At 67.2% G+C, this 22,491-nt stretch carries 24 protein-coding genes and 1 tRNA gene; 10 read left to right on the forward strand and 15 right to left on the reverse strand.

The window, feature by feature from the left end; translation table 11 throughout:
• Positions 1 to 3: 3 nt before the first annotated feature.
• From AC1REM_RS00830 to AC1REM_RS00840, 3 genes are read left to right on the forward strand one after another with little or no spacing between them, the layout of a single operon-like run.
• Positions 4 to 1,137, forward strand: coding sequence for an LLM class flavin-dependent oxidoreductase (locus AC1REM_RS00830; RefSeq protein ID WP_492512870.1), 1,134 nt, complete (start codon positions 4 to 6; stop codon positions 1,135 to 1,137).
• Complete coding sequence (locus tag AC1REM_RS00835; RefSeq protein WP_492512871.1) at positions 1,134 to 1,871, forward strand: DUF1684 domain-containing protein; 738 nt, start codon at positions 1,134 to 1,136, stop codon at positions 1,869 to 1,871. Before AC1REM_RS00830 ends, AC1REM_RS00835 begins: the two co-directional genes overlap by 4 nt.
• The gene (locus tag AC1REM_RS00840; RefSeq protein ID WP_492512872.1) at positions 1,868 to 2,875 is read left to right on the forward strand and encodes a ketopantoate reductase family protein; all 1,008 of its coding nucleotides are present in this window, start codon (positions 1,868 to 1,870) and stop codon (positions 2,873 to 2,875) included. The genes AC1REM_RS00835 and AC1REM_RS00840 overlap by 4 nt, the downstream gene beginning before the upstream one ends.
• Before the next feature lie 62 nt (positions 2,876 to 2,937).
• On the opposite strand, the gene AC1REM_RS00845 is transcribed toward AC1REM_RS00840, so the two are convergent.
• Both AC1REM_RS00845 and AC1REM_RS00850 read right to left on the reverse strand, forming a co-directional pair.
• Positions 2,938 to 3,013 (reverse strand) — tRNA-Arg (locus tag AC1REM_RS00845).
• Between the two features lie 121 nt (positions 3,014 to 3,134).
• The gene (locus AC1REM_RS00850) at positions 3,135 to 3,752 is read right to left on the reverse strand and encodes an asparagine synthase (protein ID WP_204938157.1); all 618 of its coding nucleotides are present in this window, start codon (positions 3,750 to 3,752) and stop codon (positions 3,135 to 3,137) included.
• Positions 3,753 to 3,886: 134 nt separating this feature from the next.
• On the opposite strand from AC1REM_RS00850, the gene AC1REM_RS00855 reads away from it, so the two are divergent.
• Positions 3,887 to 4,735 (forward strand): SDR family NAD(P)-dependent oxidoreductase, encoded by an 849-nt coding sequence (locus AC1REM_RS00855; protein ID WP_492512873.1) that lies wholly within the window; start codon positions 3,887 to 3,889, stop codon positions 4,733 to 4,735.
• A gap of 20 nt (positions 4,736 to 4,755) precedes the next feature.
• Here the strand turns inward: AC1REM_RS00855 and AC1REM_RS00860 are convergent, their stop codons facing one another.
• The 4 genes from AC1REM_RS00860 to AC1REM_RS00875 all read right to left on the reverse strand — a co-directional run bounded on the left by AC1REM_RS00860 (position 4,756) and on the right by AC1REM_RS00875 (position 8,903).
• Positions 4,756 to 5,412: a GntR family transcriptional regulator gene (locus AC1REM_RS00860; RefSeq protein ID WP_492512874.1), complete on the reverse strand. Its 657-nt coding sequence runs from the start codon at positions 5,410 to 5,412 to the stop codon at positions 4,756 to 4,758.
• Between the two features lie 116 nt (positions 5,413 to 5,528).
• Positions 5,529 to 6,938 (reverse strand): Re/Si-specific NAD(P)(+) transhydrogenase subunit beta, encoded by a 1,410-nt coding sequence (pntB, locus tag AC1REM_RS00865; RefSeq protein ID WP_492512875.1) that lies wholly within the window; start codon positions 6,936 to 6,938, stop codon positions 5,529 to 5,531.
• A 17-nt stretch (positions 6,939 to 6,955) separates the two neighbouring features.
• A complete protein-coding gene (locus AC1REM_RS00870) occupies positions 6,956 to 8,503 on the reverse strand; it encodes a Re/Si-specific NAD(P)(+) transhydrogenase subunit alpha (RefSeq protein WP_492512876.1) in 1,548 nt (515 codons plus the stop codon).
• A 232-nt stretch (positions 8,504 to 8,735) separates the two neighbouring features.
• Complete coding sequence (locus AC1REM_RS00875; RefSeq protein ID WP_378907633.1) at positions 8,736 to 8,903, reverse strand: hypothetical protein; 168 nt, start codon at positions 8,901 to 8,903, stop codon at positions 8,736 to 8,738.
• Between the two features lie 158 nt (positions 8,904 to 9,061).
• On the opposite strand from AC1REM_RS00875, the gene AC1REM_RS00880 reads away from it, so the two are divergent.
• Together AC1REM_RS00880 and AC1REM_RS00885 are read left to right on the forward strand one after the other, a co-directional pair.
• Positions 9,062 to 10,144, forward strand: a complete 1,083-nt coding sequence (locus tag AC1REM_RS00880; protein WP_492512877.1) for a carboxylate-amine ligase — start codon at positions 9,062 to 9,064, stop codon at positions 10,142 to 10,144.
• Between the two features lie 58 nt (positions 10,145 to 10,202).
• Positions 10,203 to 11,876, forward strand: coding sequence for a serine hydrolase (locus AC1REM_RS00885; protein WP_492512878.1), 1,674 nt, complete (start codon positions 10,203 to 10,205; stop codon positions 11,874 to 11,876).
• Positions 11,877 to 11,885: 9 nt separating this feature from the next.
• Here AC1REM_RS00885 and AC1REM_RS00890 read toward each other — a convergent pair whose 3' ends face one another.
• Positions 11,886 to 12,770 carry an SDR family oxidoreductase gene (locus tag AC1REM_RS00890; RefSeq protein ID WP_492512879.1) on the reverse strand — a complete coding sequence of 295 codons (885 nt, stop codon included), beginning with the start codon at positions 12,768 to 12,770 and terminating at the stop codon, positions 11,886 to 11,888.
• 72 nt (positions 12,771 to 12,842) lie between these two features.
• Positions 12,843 to 13,193, reverse strand: a complete 351-nt coding sequence (locus AC1REM_RS00895; RefSeq protein ID WP_492512880.1) for a DUF7882 family protein — start codon at positions 13,191 to 13,193, stop codon at positions 12,843 to 12,845.
• Positions 13,194 to 13,257: 64 nt separating this feature from the next.
• Between AC1REM_RS00895 and AC1REM_RS00900 the strand changes: the two genes are divergently transcribed.
• The gene (locus AC1REM_RS00900; protein ID WP_492512881.1) at positions 13,258 to 13,572 is read left to right on the forward strand and encodes a DUF7882 family protein; all 315 of its coding nucleotides are present in this window, start codon (positions 13,258 to 13,260) and stop codon (positions 13,570 to 13,572) included.
• A gap of 6 nt (positions 13,573 to 13,578) precedes the next feature.
• On the opposite strand, the gene AC1REM_RS00905 is transcribed toward AC1REM_RS00900, so the two are convergent.
• The 6 genes from AC1REM_RS00905 to AC1REM_RS00930 form a co-directional block, all read right to left on the reverse strand.
• The gene (locus AC1REM_RS00905; RefSeq protein WP_492512882.1) at positions 13,579 to 14,529 is read right to left on the reverse strand and encodes a magnesium transporter CorA family protein; all 951 of its coding nucleotides are present in this window, start codon (positions 14,527 to 14,529) and stop codon (positions 13,579 to 13,581) included.
• On the reverse strand, positions 14,526 to 15,593 hold the full coding sequence (locus tag AC1REM_RS00910) for a DNA topoisomerase IB (protein WP_492512883.1): 1,068 nt from the start codon (positions 15,591 to 15,593) through the stop codon (positions 14,526 to 14,528). Before AC1REM_RS00910 ends, AC1REM_RS00905 begins: the two co-directional genes overlap by 4 nt.
• Positions 15,594 to 15,604: 11 nt before the next feature.
• Complete coding sequence (locus AC1REM_RS00915) at positions 15,605 to 15,874, reverse strand: DUF7218 family protein (RefSeq protein WP_492512884.1); 270 nt, start codon at positions 15,872 to 15,874, stop codon at positions 15,605 to 15,607.
• 78 nt (positions 15,875 to 15,952) lie between these two features.
• Complete coding sequence (gene surE / locus AC1REM_RS00920; RefSeq protein WP_492512885.1) at positions 15,953 to 16,705, reverse strand: 5'/3'-nucleotidase SurE; 753 nt, start codon at positions 16,703 to 16,705, stop codon at positions 15,953 to 15,955.
• Complete coding sequence (locus AC1REM_RS00925; RefSeq protein WP_492512886.1) at positions 16,702 to 17,751, reverse strand: PfkB family carbohydrate kinase; 1,050 nt, start codon at positions 17,749 to 17,751, stop codon at positions 16,702 to 16,704. The genes surE and AC1REM_RS00925 overlap by 4 nt, the downstream gene beginning before the upstream one ends.
• A gap of 11 nt (positions 17,752 to 17,762) precedes the next feature.
• Positions 17,763 to 17,960: a hypothetical protein gene (locus AC1REM_RS00930; protein WP_492512887.1), complete on the reverse strand. Its 198-nt coding sequence runs from the start codon at positions 17,958 to 17,960 to the stop codon at positions 17,763 to 17,765.
• A 215-nt stretch (positions 17,961 to 18,175) separates the two neighbouring features.
• Here AC1REM_RS00930 and AC1REM_RS00935 point away from each other — a divergent pair, with 215 nt between their 5' ends.
• Together AC1REM_RS00935 and AC1REM_RS00940 are read left to right on the forward strand one after the other, a co-directional pair.
• Complete coding sequence (locus AC1REM_RS00935) at positions 18,176 to 18,691, forward strand: FHA domain-containing protein (RefSeq protein ID WP_492512888.1); 516 nt, start codon at positions 18,176 to 18,178, stop codon at positions 18,689 to 18,691.
• 39 nt (positions 18,692 to 18,730) lie between these two features.
• The gene (locus AC1REM_RS00940) at positions 18,731 to 18,910 is read left to right on the forward strand and encodes a hypothetical protein (protein WP_492512889.1); all 180 of its coding nucleotides are present in this window, start codon (positions 18,731 to 18,733) and stop codon (positions 18,908 to 18,910) included.
• On the opposite strand, the gene AC1REM_RS00945 is transcribed toward AC1REM_RS00940, so the two are convergent.
• Positions 18,907 to 19,554 carry a GntR family transcriptional regulator gene (locus AC1REM_RS00945; RefSeq protein ID WP_492512890.1) on the reverse strand — a complete coding sequence of 216 codons (648 nt, stop codon included), beginning with the start codon at positions 19,552 to 19,554 and terminating at the stop codon, positions 18,907 to 18,909. The genes AC1REM_RS00940 and AC1REM_RS00945 overlap by 4 nt on opposite strands.
• Before the next feature lie 71 nt (positions 19,555 to 19,625).
• Here AC1REM_RS00945 and AC1REM_RS00950 point away from each other — a divergent pair, with 71 nt between their 5' ends.
• Positions 19,626 to 22,466: an FAD-binding and (Fe-S)-binding domain-containing protein gene (locus AC1REM_RS00950; RefSeq protein ID WP_492512891.1), complete on the forward strand. Its 2,841-nt coding sequence runs from the start codon at positions 19,626 to 19,628 to the stop codon at positions 22,464 to 22,466.
• Positions 22,467 to 22,491: the final 25 nt, after the last annotated feature.

The raw sequence follows: 22,491 nt of genomic DNA on the forward strand, positions 1-22,491 counted from the left end.
ACCATGACTCACGCGCTCCCCCGCACGCATCAACCGCTCGACACATCCAGCAACCCACACCTGCGTCTCGGGTTCATCACCCACTTGGATCAGACCGAGGATCTCGACCAGGTCTACAGCGACAACCTGCGGTTCGTTCAGGAGCTCGAGCGGCTCGGCTACGACAGCGCCTGGATCGCCACCCGGCACTTCCACTCGGGCTGGGCGAACCTACCAAGCCCGTTCGCTTTCTACGGCGCGGCCGCCGCACTGACCTCGACGATCACACTCGGCACGGCTGTCGTCCCGATCATCGTCGACGACCCCGTGCGTCTCGCCGAAGAGGCATCCGTACTCGACCATCTGAGCCGCGGGCGTCTGCAGCTCGGCCTCGGCAAGGGCGTGCCATCGACCGGCTACCACGTGTTCGCCCGATGGGGTCAGGAACGCGACGACGACTACCTTCGCAAGGTCGAGCAGCTGCATTGGGCCCTGCGCGGCGAACAGGTGCCCGACTCGAACGCCCGGATCCACCCGCCCAACCACGACCTCCGAGGACGGATCTACCATGGCACCTCGACCTGGTCGACGATCCGGCGCGCAGGGCAGCTCGGTGACGGGTTCATCCTCGAGCGCTTCGGGAACGGAGCCGAACGCACGCCAGAGGGACGTCCGCATTTCCTGAAGCGGCAGGCCGACTCGATCCTCGAATACCGTTCCGAGTTCACGCGTGCATGGGGCGACAGCCGGACGCCCCATGTGGTGCTCTCCCGCACGGCGTGGCCCGCAGACACGACGGCCGAGGCACTCGCCGAGGTCAGCGCAGCCACGCGCGAGTGGAACGCTGCGGCGCGCACGGTCGGACGCCTCGACGAGGGGTTGAGCCCCGCAGACGAGTTGCTCTCGGACAACGTCGCCTGGGGCACGGTCGACGACCTCGTCGCCTCTCTGGTCGCTGATCCGTCATTCGCGCTCACCGACGAACTCGTGCTCGGACTGCACCCGGGGCGACACACGATCCCGGTCGGGATCGCGAAGGCACGCCCCCTCATCGAGAAGGCGTATCCGCTCCTTGACGCCGAGTGGCGTCGCGCCCGCGCGTCACTCGACGAGCGCGTGGCCGAGCATGAGGCATCCCGAGCGGCGGTGACCGCATGACCACCATCGCAGCCGACACCACGTCGGCCCGCTGGCGCGCGGTCTCGTCCGAGTTCGGCATCGCTGCCCTGCGCCACACCCACTGGCTCGACGCGGAGTCGCGGACGTACGATGGCACACCCGGGACGTGGGCGGCGCGCGACGGTGCGATCATCGGCAGCATCGCCGAGCACGCAGGGAAGCATGTGCTTCGGCCGGGCGAGGCGATCCGCGTCGGTCGGCTCGAGTTGCGCGCGTTCTCCCGTGACGGCGCGCTCGCGTTGCGAGTGATCGATCCGGATGCTCCCTCGCGTCGCCGCCTGCGTGGCATTCTCTCCTATCCCTGGCGGTCGGACTGGGTCCTGCGCGGAACATTCGAACCGGCGTCCGACGGCGAGACGCGCGTCGTGCGCAGCATCGACGGCCACGAGCGCACGGAGGTCGGTGTCGGAGTCGTCGAGCTCTCCCTTCCCGGTGAGAAGGTACGGCTCACAGTGTCAGCCAGCGCATCAGGGCTGCAGGCCGTGATCGCGGATGCGACGTCGGGCGATGATGCGTACCGATTCCGCTTCCTGCCGATCGAGGCCCCGAACGCCGACGGCGCAGTGACCGTGGACTTCAATCGCGCCTACCTGCCGCCCTGCGCCTTCAGCGATCAGTACGTCTGCCCACTGCCGCCCGCAGGCAACCGTCTGAGCGTGCGGATCGAGGCCGGCGAGCGCCTGCCGGACGTGGCCGAAGGCGAGAACGGATGAGCCGCTACATCGTGGTGGGCGCCGGCGCGCTCGGCACCCTTCTCGCTGCGCAGTGGAGCAGCGCACGCGTCGCCGTCACCCTCGTCGGACGTGGCACGGCACTTGAGGTCATTCGACGCGACGGCGTCCGAGTGCGCCGCCCGGAGGGCGACGAGACAGTGGAAGTGGACATCGTTGGCTCGATCGCCGACGCGCGCCCACGGGCGAACGACGCGATCGTACTTGCCGTCAAGGCGCAGGATGTCGAGAGCACGATCGCCGAGATCGCGTGGGTGCAACTCGCCGATGGGACCGGCGTCGTCGCCGATCTGCCGATCCTCACGATCCAGAACGGGCTGGCGTCCGAAGCTGTCGCGCTACGCCGTTTCGCGAATGTGATCGGGATTTCAGTGGCCATTCCCGCCAGCCACCTCGAACCGGGGGTGGTCGTCTCGCCGGGTCGTCCCGTCGTCGGCGTCGCCTGGCTGGGCGGCTATCCTCGGTCCGCACCCGCGGAGGAAGAACGCCACCGGGCGGCGTTCACCCGCGCCGGATTCGCGGCCATCATCGAGCCGAACATCCTCGCAGCAAAACGACGCCGCCTCGTCGCGAACCTTCGCAATGTCGTCGATGTCTTCGGCGCCTCCCCCGAACAGCGCGAACGTGCGGAGAACGCACTGGCGAGTGAAGCACGTCGCGTGTTCTTCACCGCCGGTCTCGCCGTCGCCCCCGACGCATGGGATGCGCCGCGACTGGAGGTCGCCGACGTGCCAGGACACACGCCCGGGAGGCTCTCCACCTGGCAGAGCTTCGCCCGCGGCACATCGAGCGAGGTCGACTTCCTGAGCGGCGAGATCGTGCTCCTCGCGCGACGACACGGCATCGACGCCCCCCTCAACGCTGCGGTCTCTCGCGAGCTGGGCGTACTGTCCGCGCGTCGGGGTCGCCCGGGCGAGGTGCCGTTGCCGCCCGAATTCACCTCCGGGTCGCTGACCTCGGAGTACGCCTATGGGCACAGCGTCTGATCCTTCACCCGCCTGCGCAAGAATGAGAAAACCCCGCCGCTCACGCGACGGGGTTTTCTTGGTGGTGCGCCCCGAGGGACTCGAACCCCCAACCTTCTGATCCGTAGTCAGATGCTCTATCCATTGAGCTAGGGGCGCATCGTTTTCTTTCGAAAACTTCCCGCGTAGCGGGCCTCGTCAACAATACCCCAGGACCTGCCGGAAAGTGAAACTGAGCGAGGACGCCCGCGCGCGTCGCGCAGAAACTCCCGCTCAGCGGCTATTTCTGCTTGCGAGCGCTGCGGGCGTCTTTCGCGACTGCGGCTTCTTCCTTCTTGGCGGCGGCCGCTTCGCGCTTGCGCTTCGCCCGGGCGTCCGAGGCGAGCTCCTGCAGATCGACCAGACGGAGTGCCTGCATTCGCGCTTCGCGCATGACTTCGTAGTCCGGATCCTGGTCGGGACGCATGCCCTCGACCTGAAGTCGTCGTTCGAGGTTCGTCGCGACATCCGCCCATGCCGCTTCGCGCGCCTGCTCGACAAGCGCACGCAGCTCGTTGAGGTCGTCAGCGAACGCACGCAGACGCTGAGCGACACCGGCAGACTGCTTCGCGCGGCGACGCAGGTTGCGCACATCACGGTCGCGGTAATCGTGCGTGCCTCGCGGATCCGAGTACCGACCGTGCGCGCGCTTGCGCAGACGGGTCGTCATCTCGGCGGCCTCTTCGGCTTCCTTGGCCAGGGCGAGGATCGCCTCACGGGCATCGGTCACGTAGGCGTCGACGTTGAACGACTCATCGTGAGCGATCGTGCTGACGAGGATGCGGTTCTTGACAGCCAACCGCGCAGCCGACGTGGCGATCGCCACGCCTTCGGCGATCGCATCCGCTGTCCGTCCCACCGCTACCTCCCTCGCTCCGAGCGTACCCGTTCCACACCGCCGCAGTGTGAGTCAGAATAGGGAAGACGCGTGCCGACACCCGAAGTCGACGGACGCGGAGGGCCGCGATGGTGCGTGCGTCTCAAGGAGGAGAAATGCCCCGACTGACGGTTGCGGGTGCGACCAGTGTGATCACCGGCGCCGCGAGCGGGATGGGAGCCGAGATCGCACGCAATCTTGCGGCTCGCGGTGCACATCTGGCGTTGATCGACCGGGACTCAGGGGGCCTCGGAGAACTCGCCGGCGAACTGGCCGCGACGCACGTCACAACGCACACCGTCGACCTTCGCGACGACACCGCCGTCCAGGCTGTCGCGGAGGAGGTCATGGCACAGCATCCGCACATCCAGACGCTGATCACCTGCGCCGGGTCCTCGATGCTCGGATCCCTCGAGCAGCTCACGATGGAGGAGATGCGCTGGCTCATGGATGTGAACCTGTGGGGCACGGTGTCGATCACCCAGGCGCTGCTGCCGGCGTTGCGCCGCGCGCCGGAGGCGCACATCACGCACCTCGCGAGCGTCTATGCGCTCGCCTCCCCCGCCGGCCGCATCCCCTACGCGATGAGCAAGTACGCCGTGCGAGCATTCTCGGAGGCGCTGCGGCACGAACTCGAGAGCACGCGCATCACCGTCGGCGCCGTCTACCCCGCGGGCGTTCGCACGGGGATCATCCTGCACGGCCGGTACGCCGCTGCGATCGATCCGAACGTCGCCTCACGGGCCGCCGCCGCGCAGGCGGCGATGTACACGACCGACCCCGACGACGCAGCCGAGCAGATCGTGCGCGGCACGATCCACCGAAGAGCGCGTGTCTTGGTCGGCCGCGAAGCGCGTCTGATCGACGCTCTCGTCCGCGTCGCCCCCACCGGTTATTGGCGCGCGATGCGTGGCGCCCTGCGGGAGGCCATCGACACGACGACGCCGATGCCTCCGGTGTCCTGACGGCTGAAGAGCGGCTCCCGTCAGATCGACCACATCGTGCGTGCGTTCAGCCTCTCGACGGCCTCTTGACGGCCCGATTCCAGATGGTCGATGACGAGCCCCCGCACCCGTTCGGTGTCGCGCTGCTCGACAGCAGCGAAGATCGCCTCGTGCGCCTCGACCATGCCCGCCAGGTCCTCGTGGTGACCGAAGATCCAGCGCAGGCGTGGCGCCATTCCGGCGACCATCTCGTTGACCATGGCGTTTCCCGCCAGCTGCGTGACGAGGATGTGGAAGTCGGATGATGCACTCCACGCCGCCCGCAGGTCGTCCGCTCCCACAGCCGCACGCTGCCGATCGATGACCTCGCGCAGCGCGGCAAGGCCCTCGGGCGTATGCCGCTTGGCGGCGAGGACGAACGTCAGCGTCTCGATCGCCTCTCGCAGCTCCGCGAAGTCGTCGATGTCCTGCAGAGTGAACTGCCGCACGACCGCTCCGGAACGCGGCTTCGCGACCACCAACCCCTCAGCGGCGAGCTGCTTGATCGCCTCCCGCACCGGCAGACGACTCACGTTCATCGCGGCGGCGATATCCCGTTCGACAAGGCGGGTCCCCGGTTCGCGGTCGCCGATGATGATCTCTTCCCGCAGCACGCGCGCGACGCGAACCGACTCCAGTTCTCCCTCGTACTCCCCCATGCGCACATTGTCGCATCCGCTGCTCCCTTACCGAAGAGCGGGCCTGCAACGCAAGGAAAGGCGGATGCTGTCATCGGAACTTCCCGAGACAGCATCCGCCCTTCACTCGCCATTAATCAGAGCGCGCGCAGGATGTCCTCCACCCGCTCCTTGGCATCGCCGAAGAGCATCTGCGCGTTGTCGCGGAAGAACAGGGGGTTCTGTACGCCGGCGTAGCCCGAGGCCATGGAGCGTTTGAACACGACGACGTTCTCCGCTTCCCAGACCCGCAGCACCGGCATGCCGGCGATGGGGCTTCCCGGATCCTCCGCCGCGGCAGGATTGACGGTGTCGTTCGCGCCGATCACGAGAACGACGCTGGTGGCGGCGAGATCGTCGTTCACCTCGTCCATCTCGAGCACGATGTCGTACGGTACCTTCGCCTCCGCCAACAGGACGTTCATGTGCCCCGGCAGACGGCCGGCGACAGGGTGGATGCCGAAGCGCACATCGACGCCGCGGTCGCGCAGACGCGAGGTGAGCTCTGCAACCGGATACTGCGCCTGCGCGACGGCCATGCCGTAGCCCGGGGTGATGACGACGCTCTTCGCCCCCTGCAGCATCCGCGCGACCTCCTCTGCGTTCACCTCGTGGTGCTCGCCGTGCTCTTCCTCGTCGCCGCGGGCGGCGACAATCCCGAAGCCGCCCAGGATGACCGAGAAGAACGAGCGGTTCATCGCCTTGCACATGATGTACGACAGGTAGGCACCGGAGGACCCGACGAGCGCGCCTGTGACGATCAGCAGATCGTTGTTGAGCAGGAAGCCGGCCGCGGCCGCCGCCCATCCGGAGTAGCTGTTGAGCATCGAGACGACCACCGGCATGTCGCCACCGCCGATGGATGCCACGAGGTGCCATCCGAGCGCGAGCGCGACGAGGGTGACGGCGATCAGCAGCCAGAGCTGCGAGTCGATGACGTACCAGACGGTGAGCGTGAGGAACGCGACAAGCGCCAGCACATTGAGCACGTTCTTGCCGGGCAGCATGAGCGGCTTCGACGAGATCTTTCCCGAGAGCTTGAGGTAAGCGACGATCGATCCGGTGAAGGTCACGGCGCCGATGAAGACGCCGATGAACACCTCCGCGTGGTGGATGTCGCTCAGGGCGCCGGTGAGCGCCGGCGGGTTGAGGTGCCCGTTCCAGCCGACGATGACGGCGGCGAGACCGACGAAGCTGTGCAGCAGCGCGATCAGTTCGGGCATGCCGGTCATCTCGACGACGCGGGCGCGCCAGAGTCCGATCGCCGCACCGACGATGACGGCGGCGAAGAGCAGGACGATGCCGGTCGTGGCGGCCGGGTCGCCCCACGCACCGCTGATCGAGACGCCGACGGTCGCGATCAACGCGATGGCCATGCCGATGATGCCGTAGGTGACGCCCGCGCGCGAGGTCTCGTGCTTGCTGAGACCGGCGAGGCTGAGGATGAAGAGCAGCGCGGCGACGATGTAGGCCGCACCGACGAGGGCTTCCGCAGAGAAGAGGTTCATTGTGGTTCGGTCTTCCTCTACTTGCCCGCAGGGCTCGCGCCCTTGGAGAACATGGCCAGCATCCGCTTTGTCACCGCGAAGCCGCCGAAGATGTTGATGCTCGCGACCAACACGGCGATCGCCGCGAGGATCTGCACGAGAAGGTTCGGCTGCGTGATCTGCAGGAGCGCGCCGACCACGATGATGCCGCTGATCGCGTTGGTGACGCTCATGAGCGGGGTGTGCAGCGCATGCGCGACCTTGCCGATCACGTAGAACCCGATCACGACCGAGAGCATCAGCACGGTGAAGTGCTGCGGCAGGGGGTCGGGCGCGAAGAGGTTCACCAGGAACAGCGCGACGATGCCGACAGCGAACCAGGCGATCTTCACGCCACGGCTGATGCCCTTCTTGGGCTCGGGCGCGGGGATGGATGCGGCCGGCGCAGCCTTCGGTGCGGCCGATACCGTCACCGGGGGCGGCGGCCAGGTGCTCGCCCCATCGCGCACGACCGTCGCGGAGCGCTGCACGACGTCATCGAAATCGAGGACGAGCCGGCCGTCCTTGCCGGGCGTGAGAAGGGACATCAGGTTGACGAGGTTCGTACCGTAGAGCTGCGAGGCCTGCGCGGGAAGGCGCGAGGCGAGGTCGCTGTACCCGAGGATCGTCACGCCATTCGCTGTGACGACCTTCTCGCCCGAGATCGAGCCGGCGACGTTTCCGCCCTGCGCGGCCGCCATGTCGACGATGACGCTGCCGGACTTCATGCTCGCGACATCCGCTTCGGTGATGAGGCGCGGCGCGGCCCGGCCCGGGATCTGCGCCGTCGTGATGATGATGTCCACGTCGCGCGCCTGCTCGGAGTAGATCTCCGCAGCGCGACGATCGTAGGCCTCGCTCGTGGCCTTCGCATAGCCGTCGGTCGACTGATCCACCTGCACGTCGACCGGGAGATACTCACCGCCGATCGAGCGCACCTGGTCGGCGACCTCGGGGCGCGGGTCGGTGGCACGCACGATCGCGCCGAGACTCGAGGCGGCGCCGACCGCCGCAAGCCCTGCCACGCCGGCTCCGGCGACGAGCACCTTGGCAGGCGGGACCTTTCCGGCCGCGGTGACCTGTCCCGTGAAGAAGCGACCGAATTCGTGAGCCGCCTCGATCACGGCGCGGTAGCCGGCGATGTTCGCCATCGAGGAGAGGACGTCCATCGACTGCGCTCGCGAGATACGCGGCACGGCATCGAGAGCGATCGCGGTGATACCGCGCTGCGAGAGGGCTTCGATGAGATCCGGACGCAGGTTCGGGCTGAGCATGCTCACGAGGGTGGCGCCATCGCTCAGCATCGCGATCTCCGCCTCCGTCGGCGGGTTGACCTTCAGCACCACATCGGCCGCCCACGCGGTGTCGCGGTCGACGATGCGCGCTCCGGCCTCGGTGAACGAGGCGTCGCTGAACGACGCCGTCTCTCCTGCGCCGTATTCGACGACCACGTCATATCCGAGCCCGATGAGTTTTCCCACCGTCGTCGGAGTCGCGGCGACGCGTGTTTCGCGATCGCCCTCGACCACGATTCCCATCACTGTCATGCAAGTGCTCCCTCATAGCGACCTCCGGCAGGATGCGCGGAGATCCGATCAAACAGCCTCATAGTGGCGGACAAGATGGCCTGAAATCGAGATATTTCCGGCAGATCTCCGGAAAGAATCACCCTTCTTACGCTTGCGCAAGGACTGTCGGGCGATCCGCCGTACACGCAGACGAGGATGGCCGCCCCGGAACATCCGGAGCGGCCATCCTCGCCTGCGATGGTGACGGGCGTCAACGCGTGGTGTTGCGCCCCGAGATTGAGCGGAGCAGCCAGGCGATGACCGCGATGGCCAGCAGCACAAGGCCGACCCAGAGCAGGAAGTTGAGCGACTGCACCAAGCCACCAGTGATCGCCAGGATCACTGCGATCACGACGACGACGACCAAGAGAATGTTCATCTGCGTTCCTTTCGTCTCGGCACTGTTGCACCGTGAGGGAGATACCGACTATAGGGATCGGGATATCGCCCCGAAAGGGGGTTGACAGCGGCACTCCTTTTGCGCGAGCGTCACGGCACGCGCGACATCCGAGCGAGCGCAGGAGCGGGAGGCAGACGATGGCGAGGTTCGGCGTCGAAGAGGAATTCATGGTGCTCGATCGACGCACGCTGGCGCCCGCACCGAGGGGCATGGCCGCTCGCGCCGCACTGCACAGCGAAGCTGTGCGCACACATCAGGCGGATGCCCCCGTCGGCGGCGATTCCGAAGCGGAGTTCCTGGACTGCCAGGTCGAGATCTCCACGACACCCGCAACGACCCTGGCAGACGCCGCGCAGGAGCTCCGCGGGTTCCGTCGGGCTCTGGGAGAGTTCGCCGAAGGAGCGGATGCGCTCATCTGCAGCGCGGGCACCCCCTATGGCTCCCCGCGCTCCTCCGCTGTCACACCCAAGGAGCGCTATCGCGTGATCGCAGACCTCATGGGAGGTCTGACCCAGGAGCATTTCGTGAACGGGCTCCACGTGCACACCGAGGTCACCGACGTGGAGGACCGGATCAGGGCGCTGAATGCCCTGCGCCCCTGGCTCCCGGTGCTTCTGGCGATGACCGCGAACTCGCCGTTCTGGCGGCATCAGCCCTCGGGCTTCGTCAGTTGGCGCAGCATTCTTCTGCGCAGACTCTCGACCATGTGGTGTCCGCCGCTCTTCGTCGATGCCGACGACTACGAGCGGCGCATCGATCGCCTGGTGCAGACCGGCGCTGCTGTCGACCGTGGCGCAATCGCGTGGGCGGCGCGCGTCTCGGACAACTACCCCACCGTCGAGGTGCGCGTGTTCGATGCTCAGCTGACGACGGAGGACTCGCTCTTCGCGGCCGCGCTCACCCGCGCGCTCGTGACCGAACCTCCGGAGGCCATCACCCTCGAGTCCGAGGCCATCGATGCGTCGTTCTGGATGGCGGCGCGCGCCGGCATGCAGGCGCGACTCGTCGATCCGCGCACGGGCGAGGTCGCCCCCGCGACGGCGATCGCGGACGGGCTCGTGCATGCACTGCGCAACAGTCTCGACGCGCACGGTGACCTCGAAGTCGTGCACGCTCGCCTCGCCGTGATCCAGGCTCACGGAACCGGCGCGGACATCCAGCTGCGCGCGCTCGAAGAGGAGGGCATCGCCGGGCTCCGCCGGTTGTTCGCGGCGCACTGACCGGCCACCACTCGCAGACCCATCGACAATCGGGCTCACGGGCGCGCACAATATGACGGTGAGCACACGCAGAGCGGGACTCGACACCATCCATCGCGCACGTCCGGCTCTCGTCGGAGTGCTGGCCATCGCGCTGATCGGCGGGGCGACCGGATGCACATTCGGTGCCGCGTCCGCCTCTCCGGCGACGATCGCCATCACCACCGGCGACGTGCCCAGCCAAGACGTCGTCGCGCTGCCGGTCGACCGCGACGACGCCGTCGCGGCAGCGCTGGAGCAGCTGCCCGCGCTCGTCGAGGACGGCATGAAACGCACGGGCGTTCCCGGGGCCAGTGTGGCCGTCGTCTCGAAGGGCGAGACGATCTACGAGGGAGCGTTCGGAGTGCGCGACAACACGACGGATGACCCCGTCGACACCGAGACGCTGTTCATGATCGCTTCGCTCTCGAAGCCGCTCTCAGGCACGATCATCGCCAAGGCCATCACCGAGGACGAGAACCTGTCGTGGCAGACGCCGGTCTCGGAGCTCATGCCCGACTTCGAGATGAACGATCCGTACGTCACCGCGAACGCGCAGATCGGGGACTACTTCGCGCACCGCACGGGAATCCCCACCGGCGGCGGGGATGACCTGGAGGACCTCGGGTTCGACCGCGAGTACATCCTCGACCACCTGCGGTACATCCCGCTCGCGCCATTCCGGATCACCTATCAGTACTCGAACTTCGGCCTCACCACCGGCGCCGAGGCGGTCGCCGTCTCGCGAGGTGAGACCTGGGAGGAGACGGCGCAGGAACTGCTGTTCGACCCGCTGGGCATGACGTCGACGACCGCCTCGCACCAAGCATTCGTTCAGACGGACAACAGGGCCGTGCAGCATGCGCGCATCGGTGAGGATGACTTCCAGCCGCTCTTCGACCGCAACCCCGATGCGGAGGCACCCGCAGGAGGTGTCGCCTCGACGGCGGGAGACATCGCGAAATGGATGGCACTCGTGCTCGCCGACGGTGAACTCGACGGCACGCCGTTCATCGATCCGGTGCCATTCACGCAGACGTTCTCGGCACAGGTCATCAGCTCGCACAACAGCACCCTCGAAGAGCGCCCCAGCCACTACGGCTTCGGCATCAACGTCGGCTCGGGCGCCGGCGGTCGCGTCACCCTCAGCCACTCCGGGGCCTTCGGTCTCGGCACAGCCACGGGTGCGACGATGGTCCCCGATCTTGATCTCGGCATCGTCGTACTCACCAACGGCGCCCCCATCGGCCTGCCCGAGGCCATCACGCAGTCCTTCGTCGAGACGGTCATGTACGGCGCTCCGGCACGCGACTGGGTCGACGTCATGAGCGGCTTCTTCGCGGACTACAACGCGCCGGCCGGTGACCTCGCCGGCGAAGAGCCTCCCGCGGATGCGGCACCGCAGGGCCCGGCATCCGACTATGTCGGCACCTACACGAGCGACTACTTCGGCACCTTCACCGTGACCGAGTCCGGCGGGGCGCTCCAGGGAGCACTGGGACCGGACGGCGGCTACACGTTCGCACTCGATCCCTGGAACGGCGACACCCTGTCGTTCGCGCCAGTCGGGGAGAACACGCTGCCCGGCTCGCTCTCATCTGCGGTGTTCACGCGTGAGGGCGGAGCGATCACCGGGGTGACCCTCACGGTGTTCAACAAGTTCGAGCACGTCGAGGAGCCGTCGGGCCTCGGAGTCTTCACCCGAGTCGGCTGAGCCCGTCCCTCACAGCGCCTTCCCGCCCGTGACGGGGAGCACTGCACCGGAGGTGTACGTGGCCTCATCCGAGGCGAGATAGACATATGCTCCCGCCAGCTCTGCGGGCTGCCCCGCGCGCCCCAGCGGCGCATCCTGTCCGAAGGTGCGCACGCGCTCCTCACCCCACCCGGTCGCGGGGATCAGCGGCGTCCAGATCGGGCCGGGCGCGACCGCGTTGACACGGATGCCGCGCGGTCCCGCCTCTTCGGCGAGCGCTTTGACGAAAGCCACCTGGGCCGCCTTCGTCATCGCGTAATCGATGAGTCCCGGTGAGGGGTTGTAGGCCTGGATCGAGGCGGTGACGATGATGCTGCTGCCCGGTTCGAGCGTCGGATATGCGGCGCGTGCGGTGAAGAGCATCCCTGCGAGGTTCGTGTCGAACACGCGCCGCATCTTCTCGGTGTCGAGCGACTCGAAGCCGGCGACATCATGCTGGTACCCCGCATTGAGAACGAGGGTGTCGAGCCCGCCCAGGGCCTCCCGAGTTTTCTTGACGATCGCGGTCGCGAACTCCTCGTCCCGCAGATCTCCCGCGAAGCCGACCCCGATTCGGCCCGCGGCGCGCACCTGGTCGAGCGTGACATCCGCGTCGACCTGCTCCTCGTCCTGATGCACGATCGCCACATCCGCCCCCTCCCGGGCGAAGGCGATCGCCACGGCGCGTCCGATGCCCGAGTCACCTCCGGTGATGAGCGCGCGGCGCCCGTGCAGACGATCACTGCCGCGGTAGGTGTCCTCTCCGTGATCCGGAGTGGGATCCATCGGCGCGGTCTTGCCCGGCTGGCGTTGAGATTGCGCGGGGAACTCCGCCGAGTGGTGCACCGTGCGGGGATCAGTGAGCGAGTCAGTCATGAGGAGCTCCTCCGTTTCGATCTGGAGTCCTCTACCCTGCCGCCGCCCATCCGCCGTCGACAGGGGGTTGACTCAGCTCAGAAACGGCACCACATTCGATCCGGTCGCCGCCTCGTCGATGTCGTTCTCCGTGGGCTCGGGAACGAGATAGAGGCCCGTCGGGGCGTTGGCCGTGAACGCGAGGGCTTCGATCCATGCACGGTTGATCGACGGCTGCCTGCTGCCGTAGTACTTGAAGACGAGCGAACTGTTCGCATGAACCCACACGGTCGTGCGTCCGCCGCCGACGCTGCTGTCTTCCTTCCAACTGAAGGAGAAGGGCTCACCGCGACGGAGCTTGGCCGTGATCACGTGCTGGAGGTGCGTGAGCGCACGGTCCTCGATCTCGGTCTTCACGCTGCCGTTGTAGATGAACTTGCCCACGGGCTGTCTCCTCACCGCGCCGTACGCGCTATCGCACTTGATCGGGTGTGAGTAGCCTAGCCACATGGGAACGCTCTTCTACGGAGGTGCGGCGGAGCCGATCCATATAGAAGATCGTGCACTGGCGCACCTCAAGGTCGTCATCGCGACCAAGCTTCGGCGCAACGAGTGCTTCACGCTCTCGTGGGTTCACCCTGACGGCGATACTCCGGGACGTTCCACGCTGTGGCTGCACCCGGCGATCCCGCTCCGTTTCGTCTTCGATTCAGCCGAGCCGGACGAGCTTCGATCGGACTGGATCGTGGCTCTCGCGAACTCCGCGAGTTCCAGCGGTGGCATCTCGCTTCTTCCGGAGTTGATGACGCCCCCGTCCTCATGAGGTGACTCACGGGTCGTCGCCGTCACGGCGAGCCTGCTGGGCCCCGCCGAACCAGCCGAGGCGCAGAAACCACATCGCCAGGACGAAGTCCGCGATCACCATGGCGATCACGACGACGATCCATCCGAACTCCCACTGGAACGGCGGAAGGTTGTCGAAGTTCATTCCGTAGATTCCGGCGATCACCGTCGGGACGGCGAGAAGCGCCGCGAACGCGGAGATCGTCCGCATGTCCTGATTCTGTCGCGTCGCGACGTTGCTCTCGTGACTGGAGACAACGGCGTCCAGCGACGAGTGCGCAGAGTGCGCCAGGGTCGCAAGCCCACGAATCGTGCGATCCAGATAACCGAACCGCTCACGCAGGCCCGTGTCGTTCACCATGAGCACGTCGAGCGCTGCGTCGGCTGAGCGCATCGCCTCTCTGAGGCCTGTGATCGCTCGATCGATGCGTCCGATCCGACGGCGCAGCCGGTAGATGCGACGGTAGTCCTCTCGGACCGACGAGTCGAAGACATCCGCCTCGACCTTGTCGAGTTCCTGTTCGATCGCGGCGCCGGCATCCATGAACTCGTCGACGATCTCATGGAGCACGCGATAGACGCCCTCGCAGGGCGATCCGACGTCATCGACACCGAGCACGCGCCCCACATCCCGGAGAGATGCCCTGGGACCGGTCTGCAGGACGAGCAGCCGCGACGCATCGAAGACGAAGGTGAGTTGCGGATCTGCACCGCTGCGCTCAGAGCGGGTCTTCGTGGCATCCCACAACGACAAGGAAAGGAGCCCGCCGATGTTCTCGAACCTCGGCTCCTGCCGTCCATTGCGAAGATGCTCGGCGAGGAGCGGATGAAACTCGAGAGCGCGCGCGGCGTCGTCGAAGCCCTCCGTGGAAGGATTCTCCAGCAACCAGAAACGAACGCCCTCCTGCGCGATCGTCAGTTCTCGCATCCCACTCATGTCGTCGCCACCTTCGCTTCTCTCGCGGATGACCGTGTCTTCGGGCTCCTCTGTCGCCGCGGACGGGCGCGACGCGGGGCGCTGCGACGCGGTTCGGCCAGGAGGCGCCGCAGAGCCGACTCCGGCGAGACGGTGAGATCAAGCAGCTCACCCTGGGCATGTCGGCGAAAGACCCGCGGATCGATGTAGCTGTTGCGCGCCACGGTCGGGGTGTTCCCGAGCACGGCGGCGGCAGCACGCGCCGCCGCCGCGTGCGCACCTCGGCGCTCCCGGGGCGTGGTGGCGTTGCCGAACTCCGCGAGAGTCTGCGCGGCGACGATCGTGCCACGAAGGGTGCGGAAGTCCTTTGCCGTGAAGGACCCACCCGTGAGTTCGCGCACGTACGCGTTGACATCAGCAGGGGTCAGCGGCCGCTGACGGCGACCGTCTCGATACCAGAGCAGCGATGCACCGGGGCGGCCCGCGGCGAGCGCCGCGAGCACGGCGGCCAACTCGGGATCGACGACCTCCAGCTGGGCGCGCTGTCCGCTCTTTCCGGGGAACGACAGCGCGACCGTCTCGTCGTCCACCCTCGCATCTCTTCGCACCAGGGTGGTGAGCCCCCGGCTCCCGTGCCGCTCCAGGTAGCGACTCGATCCGATTCGGGGGGCCAGCTCATCGAGCATCCGGAACGCGACGGCAAGTGCGTTCTCGCGCTCAGGGTGTTCGCTGGTCGACGCGGCCCGCAGCGTTCGAGTCACCCGTGCGCGTGCTCGGGGCAGCGCCTCGGCAAGAGCCAGAGCACGGGCGAACTTGCCGCGGCTGCGGCGCTGCTGCCACTGCGAGTGATAGATGTACTGTCGGCGGCCCGCAGCGTCCGTGCCGACCGCCTGAATGTGGCCGTGCGGGTCGGCGCAGATCCATACGTCCGTCCAGGCCGGAGGGATGGCGAGCGCGTCGATGTCTTCACGCGCTCGGGCTTCCACGGCGCCCCCCTGGGGCTCGACGTAGCGGAAACCGGATCCCGCACGTACGCGGCGCACCCCCGGGTCGACATCGGGGTGCACACGGATGACCTTCGCCATATCCCCTCACCTCAATGGTTGCGAAGCATCTCGACCAGCGCGGACTTGCGCTTGTCGGAGTATCCGCGCAGACCCAGTTCCTTGGCTCGCGCGCGAAGCTCGGAGACCGTCCGATCCTCATAGTCCTCGGATTCCCCTCCGCGTCGACCCACCGCTGAACGGCCGTCGCGCGCCGCCGCATTCGAGATGCGAGCCGCCTTCTCCTTCGAGTCCCCCTGCTTCCGCAGCTCCTCATAGAGCTCCGGATCTTTGAGGCTGTTGGATCCTTGCTGTCGGGGCATGGCGTCCTCCTTCACTCATTCGCAGGTTAGAAACCCCGGCACGCGAGCAGAAGGGGGTTGACACCCGAAACGAGGACGCTAAGTGGACGAAGAATCCCAGCCGAACGGTTCGCTGGAAACCGGAAGGATGCCCGTCAACGTCGCCCACCCCTCGGCGAGCGCGGCCGCATCGCTACCCGGTTCGGGGGTGTTCGGAAGATCCTCCACCGCAAGGCGCACGCGGTGCTCGCTGCTCTCGCTCAGGGTGGTCTGCACGATGCCGAACGGCGCCAGAGACGCCTCGCGCACGCCGCGAGGCGTCTCGACATTCGGCACGTTCACGTTCACGATCGTGCCGCGCGGGCGCTCCTGCAGCGCCGGCAGCACCTCGAGGGCGACCCTCGCAGCGGCATCCCAGTGGAACTCGTGGGGATTCATCCCCACATCGAGCGAGACCGCCATCGCCCAGGCGCCGTTGAGACCGCCCGTGAGAGCGGCGCCGACGGTTCCGGAATGCAGGATCGCGCGGCCCACGTTCGCTCCGTGGTTGATCCCCGACAGCACGATCTCCGGCGGGTCGCCGAACGCGCCGTGCGCGGCGATGAGGGAGATGAGTCCGGGCCCGCCGTGCACGGCGAACACCGGCACCTCCGGGAGTTCAGCGAGATCGCGTCGTTCGACGCGAATGTGTCCGTCTTCCTCCGCGGCCATGATCGATGCGCTGGAACCACTGGACTGTCTCGCTGGAGCCGCGAGGGTCACACCGAACCCCGCCGCCTGCACCTCCCGCGCGAGGACGAGAAGTCCCGGCGCGTCGATCCCGTCGTCGTTGGTGACGAGGAGCCGGGTCATGCCGTGTCCTCCGCACGACCTGCAGCTGCGGCATCCGGTGCCTGGTCCGCGCCGGTATCGACCATCGACGCGAGCGCATCCGGAGTGACGTGCTCGGTCGTCGGCTGCTCGGGCTGCGGCTCGGGGGAATCGGTGACCGTGCGCACGGTGACCATCTCGCGCAGCGCGAGGACCGTCTGTGGGTCCCCGGTACCGAGGCCGTGCCGGGTGACGTTCATCGCCCCCGCCGCGGCACCCAGCGTGAGTGCATCGCGCACGGACTCTCCGCGGACGATCCCTGCCGCCACGCCGGCGGTGAGCGAGTCCCCCGCGCCGCGCGTGTCTGCGACCTCCAGGCGTTTCATGGTCGCCTCCAGGAAGCCGTCGTCATCGAGCAGCAGGGCCGGCTCCGCCTCGCGGGTGACGATGACGGTGCCGACGCCTCGCGTCCGAAGGTCACGCATCGCACGCATGACCTCGGACGCAGAACCCTCCGTGATCAGACCATCGGCACGCAGTTCTTCGTCGCTCATCTTGAGGACGTCAATGCCGCCGTCGATGGATGCCGCGAGCCGCTCGCCGGCGAGGTCGACCATCACGGTCGTTCCCGCTGCGCGCAGATCCGCCGCGAGTCGTCGGTATGTGTCTGCGGGCAGGGTGTCCTCGTCTCCCGGACCGCTCAGCAGAACAAGGCGCGACCCGAGACCCTCACGAAGAACGGCCCCGTAGACCTCGTCGAGGTCATGACGCCCGAGCGGCTCTCCGTGCTCCTCCGCGATGACGGTGCGCTGCCCGTCGCGACGATCGTGCACGTAGGCGGCACCGCGCGCATCTCTGCGGGTCTCGGCAACGGTGACACCCTCTTCTTCCAAAAGGTATCGCAGAACAGTCCCGGTCTCACCGCTGAGCACGCAGCACATCGTGACAGAGGCGCCGAGCCTCAGCAGCATCCGGGCCTGCCACACGCCCTGACCGCCAGCGTGGACGTGGATCTCGCTGCCAGCGGGATGATCCTCCACGGTGACGGTCAGGATGGGCGATGGCGCGAAGATCGTGACATCACTCATAGTTCTCGTTCTCAGTCGCCGCGCAGATCTTCCTTCAGGTCGTTGCGCTTGCGAACCGACTCGGCCTCTGCTTCCGCCTTCTTCACCTCAGCGTCGGCCTTCATCTCGTCGACCTTGTCGCCGATGCGATCGGTCGTGTCTTCCCAGGCGTCCTTGGCCTTGCGTCCGAGCGTCTCAGCGGTTTCCTTGGCGTCGTCCAAGAGTCCCATGTCGGTGCTCCTTTCCTGAGCGTGTTGAAGCCTCGACGATAGGCGGGGCTTGCGATTCTCTCCAGGGGATTGCGTTGCGCGCCTCGACTTGCTAACGCTCTGTGATCGCCCCGCTGAAGCATGCCCCGGGGTCGTCGTCAACCCCCTCGATCCGCTGCGGTGGCCGGCTTAGATTCTCTTCACACGAAGCAACCGACATCGTGAGAGGTGCTGAGATGACGCACGAGACACCGCACTACGCTCCGGGCAATCACCCGACGACGACGCACGCAGGATGGGGCGCGGGAGAACCGCACCTTCTCATCTCGCGTGGCGATGATCACTTCGTCCACCACCTGACCGCCGATCTGACGCGCATCGGGTCGGATGTCGGGTGCGATGTGCTCGTCGCGGACACCGCGCTCCTGCACGCCACGATCCTGCATGACGACAATGACGAGTACGTGCTGACCCTGCACGGCGACGGCGAGATGAACGCGCGTGCCACGACGGCCGGCGACGCCGTCGGCGAGCACTCGGAGATCCTGCGCACGGGTGCGCGCTTCACCGCGGGTCCGTGGACATTCGTCTTCGCGCGCGCAGAGTTCGCCGACCACGGTCGCCCCTACGGAGGCCGCGAAGGCGGCGAACTGTCTGATCAGCCGCCGCAGCCGATGCGCCCGGACTACGACGCCGAACGAGGCCACACATCGGATGACTCCGGCGCCCAGTACGAGGTGAAAGACGGCTGACCGCCGATTTCCACACCACACGAGAGAAAGGACACGATCATGAGCAATCCGATGGTTCCCCCGGTGCCGCTTCCGGACGGTGACGACGGCATCGACGCCACCGTCACCGACGAGCAAGGCAAGGAGCGGATCGACCCCGACATCAACGACGACCTGATCGACAGCGCCGAGGCCGACCGGGCCGCCGCCGGTGCGGACGAGGGCGAACCGCGCGTCTAGTTCTCGATCAGGGTTGCAAGCCGCTCTGCGGCGCGTTCCAGATGCTGGGACAGCGCCGCAGCAGCGGCTTCTCCATTGCCTGCGGCGAGGTGATCGAGGATCTCACCGTGCTCGCGAATGATGAGGTCATTGGGGAGAAGCGACGCACCCTGCACGTGCGACATGCACAGCATGACCTCGGACGCGAGGGCGGCGTAGGCGCGGCTGATCCGTTCACTGGCGAACGCGTCGACGAGTGCTCGATGGAAGCGCATGTCGGGCTCGACGAGTTCGCGCGGTGCGGCATCGGCAAGGGCGACGAGTTCGTCCTGGGCGGCACGCGCCGCGGACGGGACGTCGCCCGTCGCAGCGAGTTGCCGCAGCACCGGGGACTCGATCAGCAGCCGGGAACGATAGATGTCGCGCACATCCTCAGCACTGAGGGTCACGACGCGGGCAGTCTTGTGTGCTCTGCGGACGAGCAGCCGCTCACTCACCAGGCTCTCGATTGCCGCCTTCGCCGTCGTGCGCGCGATGTCATAGGTGTCCGCGACCTCGGCCTCGGTCAGCGCTGCGCCCGCACCCAGTTCGCCGGCGAGCACACGACGGCGCAGGTCGACGATGACCGCATCGACGATCGAGACGACTCCGAGGGCTTTGGGCACTCTTGAATGGTAGCCACCGCCGCGACGCTTGTCTGTTTGACTTGCCAGCCCACTTGTCTAACAATTTGTCTATGTCCGCTGTCGCACACGCTCCCCTCCTCGCTTCCGGCACCGTGCCTGAGTCACTGTCTCGCGCCGTACGCGATGACGCCCGCGTGAGCACGCGTGCGATCGATCGCGTGGCGTACGCGTCCGACGCATCGCACTTCCTCCTCACTCCCACCGGTGTCATCACCGCAGCGGATGCCGCGGAGGTCGCCGCACTGCTGCGCGGAGCCGCGGAGAGCCGCACACCCATCACTTTCCGCTCGGGCGGCACGAGCCTCTCCGGACAGGCCTCGAGCGCGAGCATCCTCGTCGACACCCGCAAGAACTTCCGGGGCATCGAGGTTCTCGACGGAGGCACCCGCGTGCGCGTCGAGCCCGGCGCGACGGTGCGCCAGGTGAACACCCGACTCGTCCGCCACGGCTACCGCCTCGGACCCGATCCGGCCAGCGAAGCCGCGTGCACGATCGGCGGCGTCATCGCCAACAACTCCAGCGGCATGGCCTGCGGTATCGACGAGAACACGTACCAGACGCTCGAGTCGATGGTCTTCATCCTGCCGTCCGGCACGATCGTCGACACGGCCGCGTCCGATGCCAACGCGCACCTGAGGGCGACCGAGCCCGAGCTCTTCGACGGTCTGCAGCGTCTGCGCCGACGCGTCGTCGACAACCCCGCCTCTGTCGAGATCATCCGCCGGCAGTTCTCGATGAAGAACACCATGGGCTACGGCATCAACGCGTTCGTCGACTTCGAGTCGCCCGTTGAGATGCTCATGCACCTCATCATCGGCAGCGAGGGCACGCTCGCCTTCGTGGCATCCGCGACCTATCGCACCGTGCCGATCCAGCGCGAGATCACGACGACGCTCGCGGTCTTCTCGACTCTGGAGGAGGCGACGCAGGCCCTGCCGGCACTCGTGAGCACAGGAGCCGCGACGCTCGAGCTGATGGATGCGACGAGCATCCGCGTCGGTCAGGGATTCGCGGATGCGCCGCCGGAGATCCTCGGATTCACCCCGACCGGCGAGGCAGCGCTGCTCATCGAGTACCACGCGAACTCGGCGGAAGAGCTGGCCGCGCTCACGAGCCTCGGCACGAAAACGCTCGGAGCGCACCCGCTGCGCACGGCCGCCGCATTCTCGACCGACGCGAAAGAGCGCGCCCGGGCCTGGAAGCTCCGCAAAGGCCTCTACGCGACCGTGGCCGGTGCGCGCGCCGCAGGCACGACAGCACTTCTCGAGGACATCGTCGTGCCGGTGCCGCGCCTCGCGGCGACCTGCGAGAGTCTGCAAGACCTGTTCACGCAGTACTCGTACGCAGACAGCGTGATCTTCGGGCACGCGAAGGACGGCAACATCCACTTCATGCTCACCGACCGCTTCGGTGAGACGGAGGCGATGGACCGCTTCGAGCGCTTCACGGAGGACATGGTCGATCTCGTGCTCGACGCCGGCGGCAACCTCAAGGCGGAGCACGGAACCGGTCGTGTCATGGCGCCGTTCGTCGAGCGCCAGTACGGCGCTGAGCTGTACGGCGTGATGCGCGAGTTGAAGACGCTGTGCGACCCAGGGAACATCCTCAATCCCGGTGTCATCATCACGGATGATCCTGCTGCGCACCTCGCCGACTTCAAGCCGACGACACAGATCGAGGTCGAAGCTGACCGCTGCGTCGAGTGCGGATACTGCGAACCCGTCTGCCCGTCGAAGGACCTCACCCTCACCCCGCGTCAGCGCATCGTCGTGCGCCGGGCGATGAACCGCGCCGAGGAATCCGGCGACCATGCGCTCGCACGCGAGTTGGATCGCGACTACGGCTACGACGCCGTCGACACCTGCGCCGCCGACGGCATGTGCGTCACCGCGTGCCCGGTGCTGATCAACACCGGTTCCCTCGTCAAGCGCCTGCGCCGCGAGAAGCAGAACCCTGTGCTCGCTGCCGGATGGAGCGCCGCCGCGAAGGCCTGGGGTCCGGTGACCCGTGTCGGCGCGACGGCGCTGACGGTCGCCGACAAAGTCCCCGTCGGACTCGTTCGCGCGGCGACCACTGTCGGTCGTGCGGTCCTGGGCAGCGACACCGTGCCTGAGTACTCGGCGGAACTGCCCGGGGGTGGCACAGATCGACGCCGACTCCGCGGCATCCAGGGTTCTGCGGAACTCACACCGAAGGCGCTGTATCTGCCTGCCTGCGTCAACAGCATGTTCGGTCCCGCCGACGGCGGACAGGGAGTCACCGACGCCTTCCTGCAGCTCTGCGAACGGGCCGGCATCTCGGTCATCGTGCCCGACGCGATCGAGTCGCTGTGCTGTTCGACGCCCTGGACCTCGAAGGGCTACACGGCCGGGCGCAGCACGATCAGCGACCGCGTGGTCGAGGCGATCCGCTCCACCGACCCGGGCGGGACCCTGCACATCATCAGTGATGCGGCCAGCTGCACCGAGGGCTTCGCGCACCTCCTCGAGGACGCAGGTGTCACCGCGGTGGTCGAGGATGCTGTCGCGTTCACCGCCCGTGAGATCCTCCCCCGCCTCGGTGAGATCACCCCTTCGATGGACACACTCGCCCTGCATGTCACCTGCTCCTCGACGCAAATGGGCCTGAACCCTGATATCCAGACCATCGCCGCAGCGATCGCGACGACGCCGGTGGTGCCGGATGCCTGGGGATGCTGCGCCTTTGCCGGCGATCGCGGGATGCTGCATCCCGAACTCACCGCGTCCGCCACGGCCGCCGAGGCCGCCGAGGTGCAGACTCTCGATGCCGACGCCCACGCGTCGTGCAACCGCACCTGCGAGATCGGCATGACACGCGCCACCGACAAGAACTACAAGCACATCCTGGAACTGCTTGCGGAGGCCGTGTAGAGCCGAGCCTCTTGCAACTCACGCG

This window comes from Microbacterium sp. GW823-FHT02G05 (assembly GCF_058797175.1).

Bases quoted from the DNA above. Each gene is read 5' to 3' on its own strand.
- AC1REM_RS00855 (WP_492512873.1), top strand. From the start codon at position 3,887: ATGCCCCGACTGACGGTTGCGGGTGCGACCAGTGTGATCACCGGCGCC.
- AC1REM_RS00870 (WP_492512876.1), bottom strand. From the start codon at position 8,503: ATGACAGTGATGGGAATCGTGGTCGAGGGCGATCGCGAAACACGCGTC.
- AC1REM_RS00890 (WP_492512879.1), bottom strand. From the start codon at position 12,770: ATGACTGACTCGCTCACTGATCCCCGCACGGTGCACCACTCGGCGGAG.
- AC1REM_RS00900 (WP_492512881.1), top strand. From the start codon at position 13,258: ATGGGAACGCTCTTCTACGGAGGTGCGGCGGAGCCGATCCATATAGAA.
- AC1REM_RS00915 (WP_492512884.1), bottom strand. From the start codon at position 15,874: ATGCCCCGACAGCAAGGATCCAACAGCCTCAAAGATCCGGAGCTCTAT.
- AC1REM_RS00830 (WP_492512870.1), top strand. From the start codon at position 4: ATGACTCACGCGCTCCCCCGCACGCATCAACCGCTCGACACATCCAGC.
- AC1REM_RS00905 (WP_492512882.1), bottom strand. From the start codon at position 14,529: ATGAGTGGGATGCGAGAACTGACGATCGCGCAGGAGGGCGTTCGTTTC.
- AC1REM_RS00860 (WP_492512874.1), bottom strand. From the start codon at position 5,412: ATGGGGGAGTACGAGGGAGAACTGGAGTCGGTTCGCGTCGCGCGCGTG.
- AC1REM_RS00940 (WP_492512889.1), top strand. From the start codon at position 18,731: ATGAGCAATCCGATGGTTCCCCCGGTGCCGCTTCCGGACGGTGACGAC.
- AC1REM_RS00835 (WP_492512871.1), top strand. From the start codon at position 1,134: ATGACCACCATCGCAGCCGACACCACGTCGGCCCGCTGGCGCGCGGTC.
- pntB (WP_492512875.1), bottom strand. From the start codon at position 6,938: ATGAACCTCTTCTCTGCGGAAGCCCTCGTCGGTGCGGCCTACATCGTC.
- surE (WP_492512885.1), bottom strand. From the start codon at position 16,705: ATGACCCGGCTCCTCGTCACCAACGACGACGGGATCGACGCGCCGGGA.
- AC1REM_RS00840 (WP_492512872.1), top strand. From the start codon at position 1,868: ATGAGCCGCTACATCGTGGTGGGCGCCGGCGCGCTCGGCACCCTTCTC.
- AC1REM_RS00930 (WP_492512887.1), bottom strand. From the start codon at position 17,960: ATGGGACTCTTGGACGACGCCAAGGAAACCGCTGAGACGCTCGGACGC.
- AC1REM_RS00950 (WP_492512891.1), top strand. From the start codon at position 19,626: ATGTCCGCTGTCGCACACGCTCCCCTCCTCGCTTCCGGCACCGTGCCT.
- AC1REM_RS00910 (WP_492512883.1), bottom strand. From the start codon at position 15,593: ATGGCGAAGGTCATCCGTGTGCACCCCGATGTCGACCCGGGGGTGCGC.
- AC1REM_RS00880 (WP_492512877.1), top strand. From the start codon at position 9,062: ATGGCGAGGTTCGGCGTCGAAGAGGAATTCATGGTGCTCGATCGACGC.
- AC1REM_RS00935 (WP_492512888.1), top strand. From the start codon at position 18,176: ATGACGCACGAGACACCGCACTACGCTCCGGGCAATCACCCGACGACG.
- AC1REM_RS00875 (WP_378907633.1), bottom strand. From the start codon at position 8,903: ATGAACATTCTCTTGGTCGTCGTCGTCGTGATCGCAGTGATCCTGGCG.
- AC1REM_RS00925 (WP_492512886.1), bottom strand. From the start codon at position 17,751: ATGAGTGATGTCACGATCTTCGCGCCATCGCCCATCCTGACCGTCACC.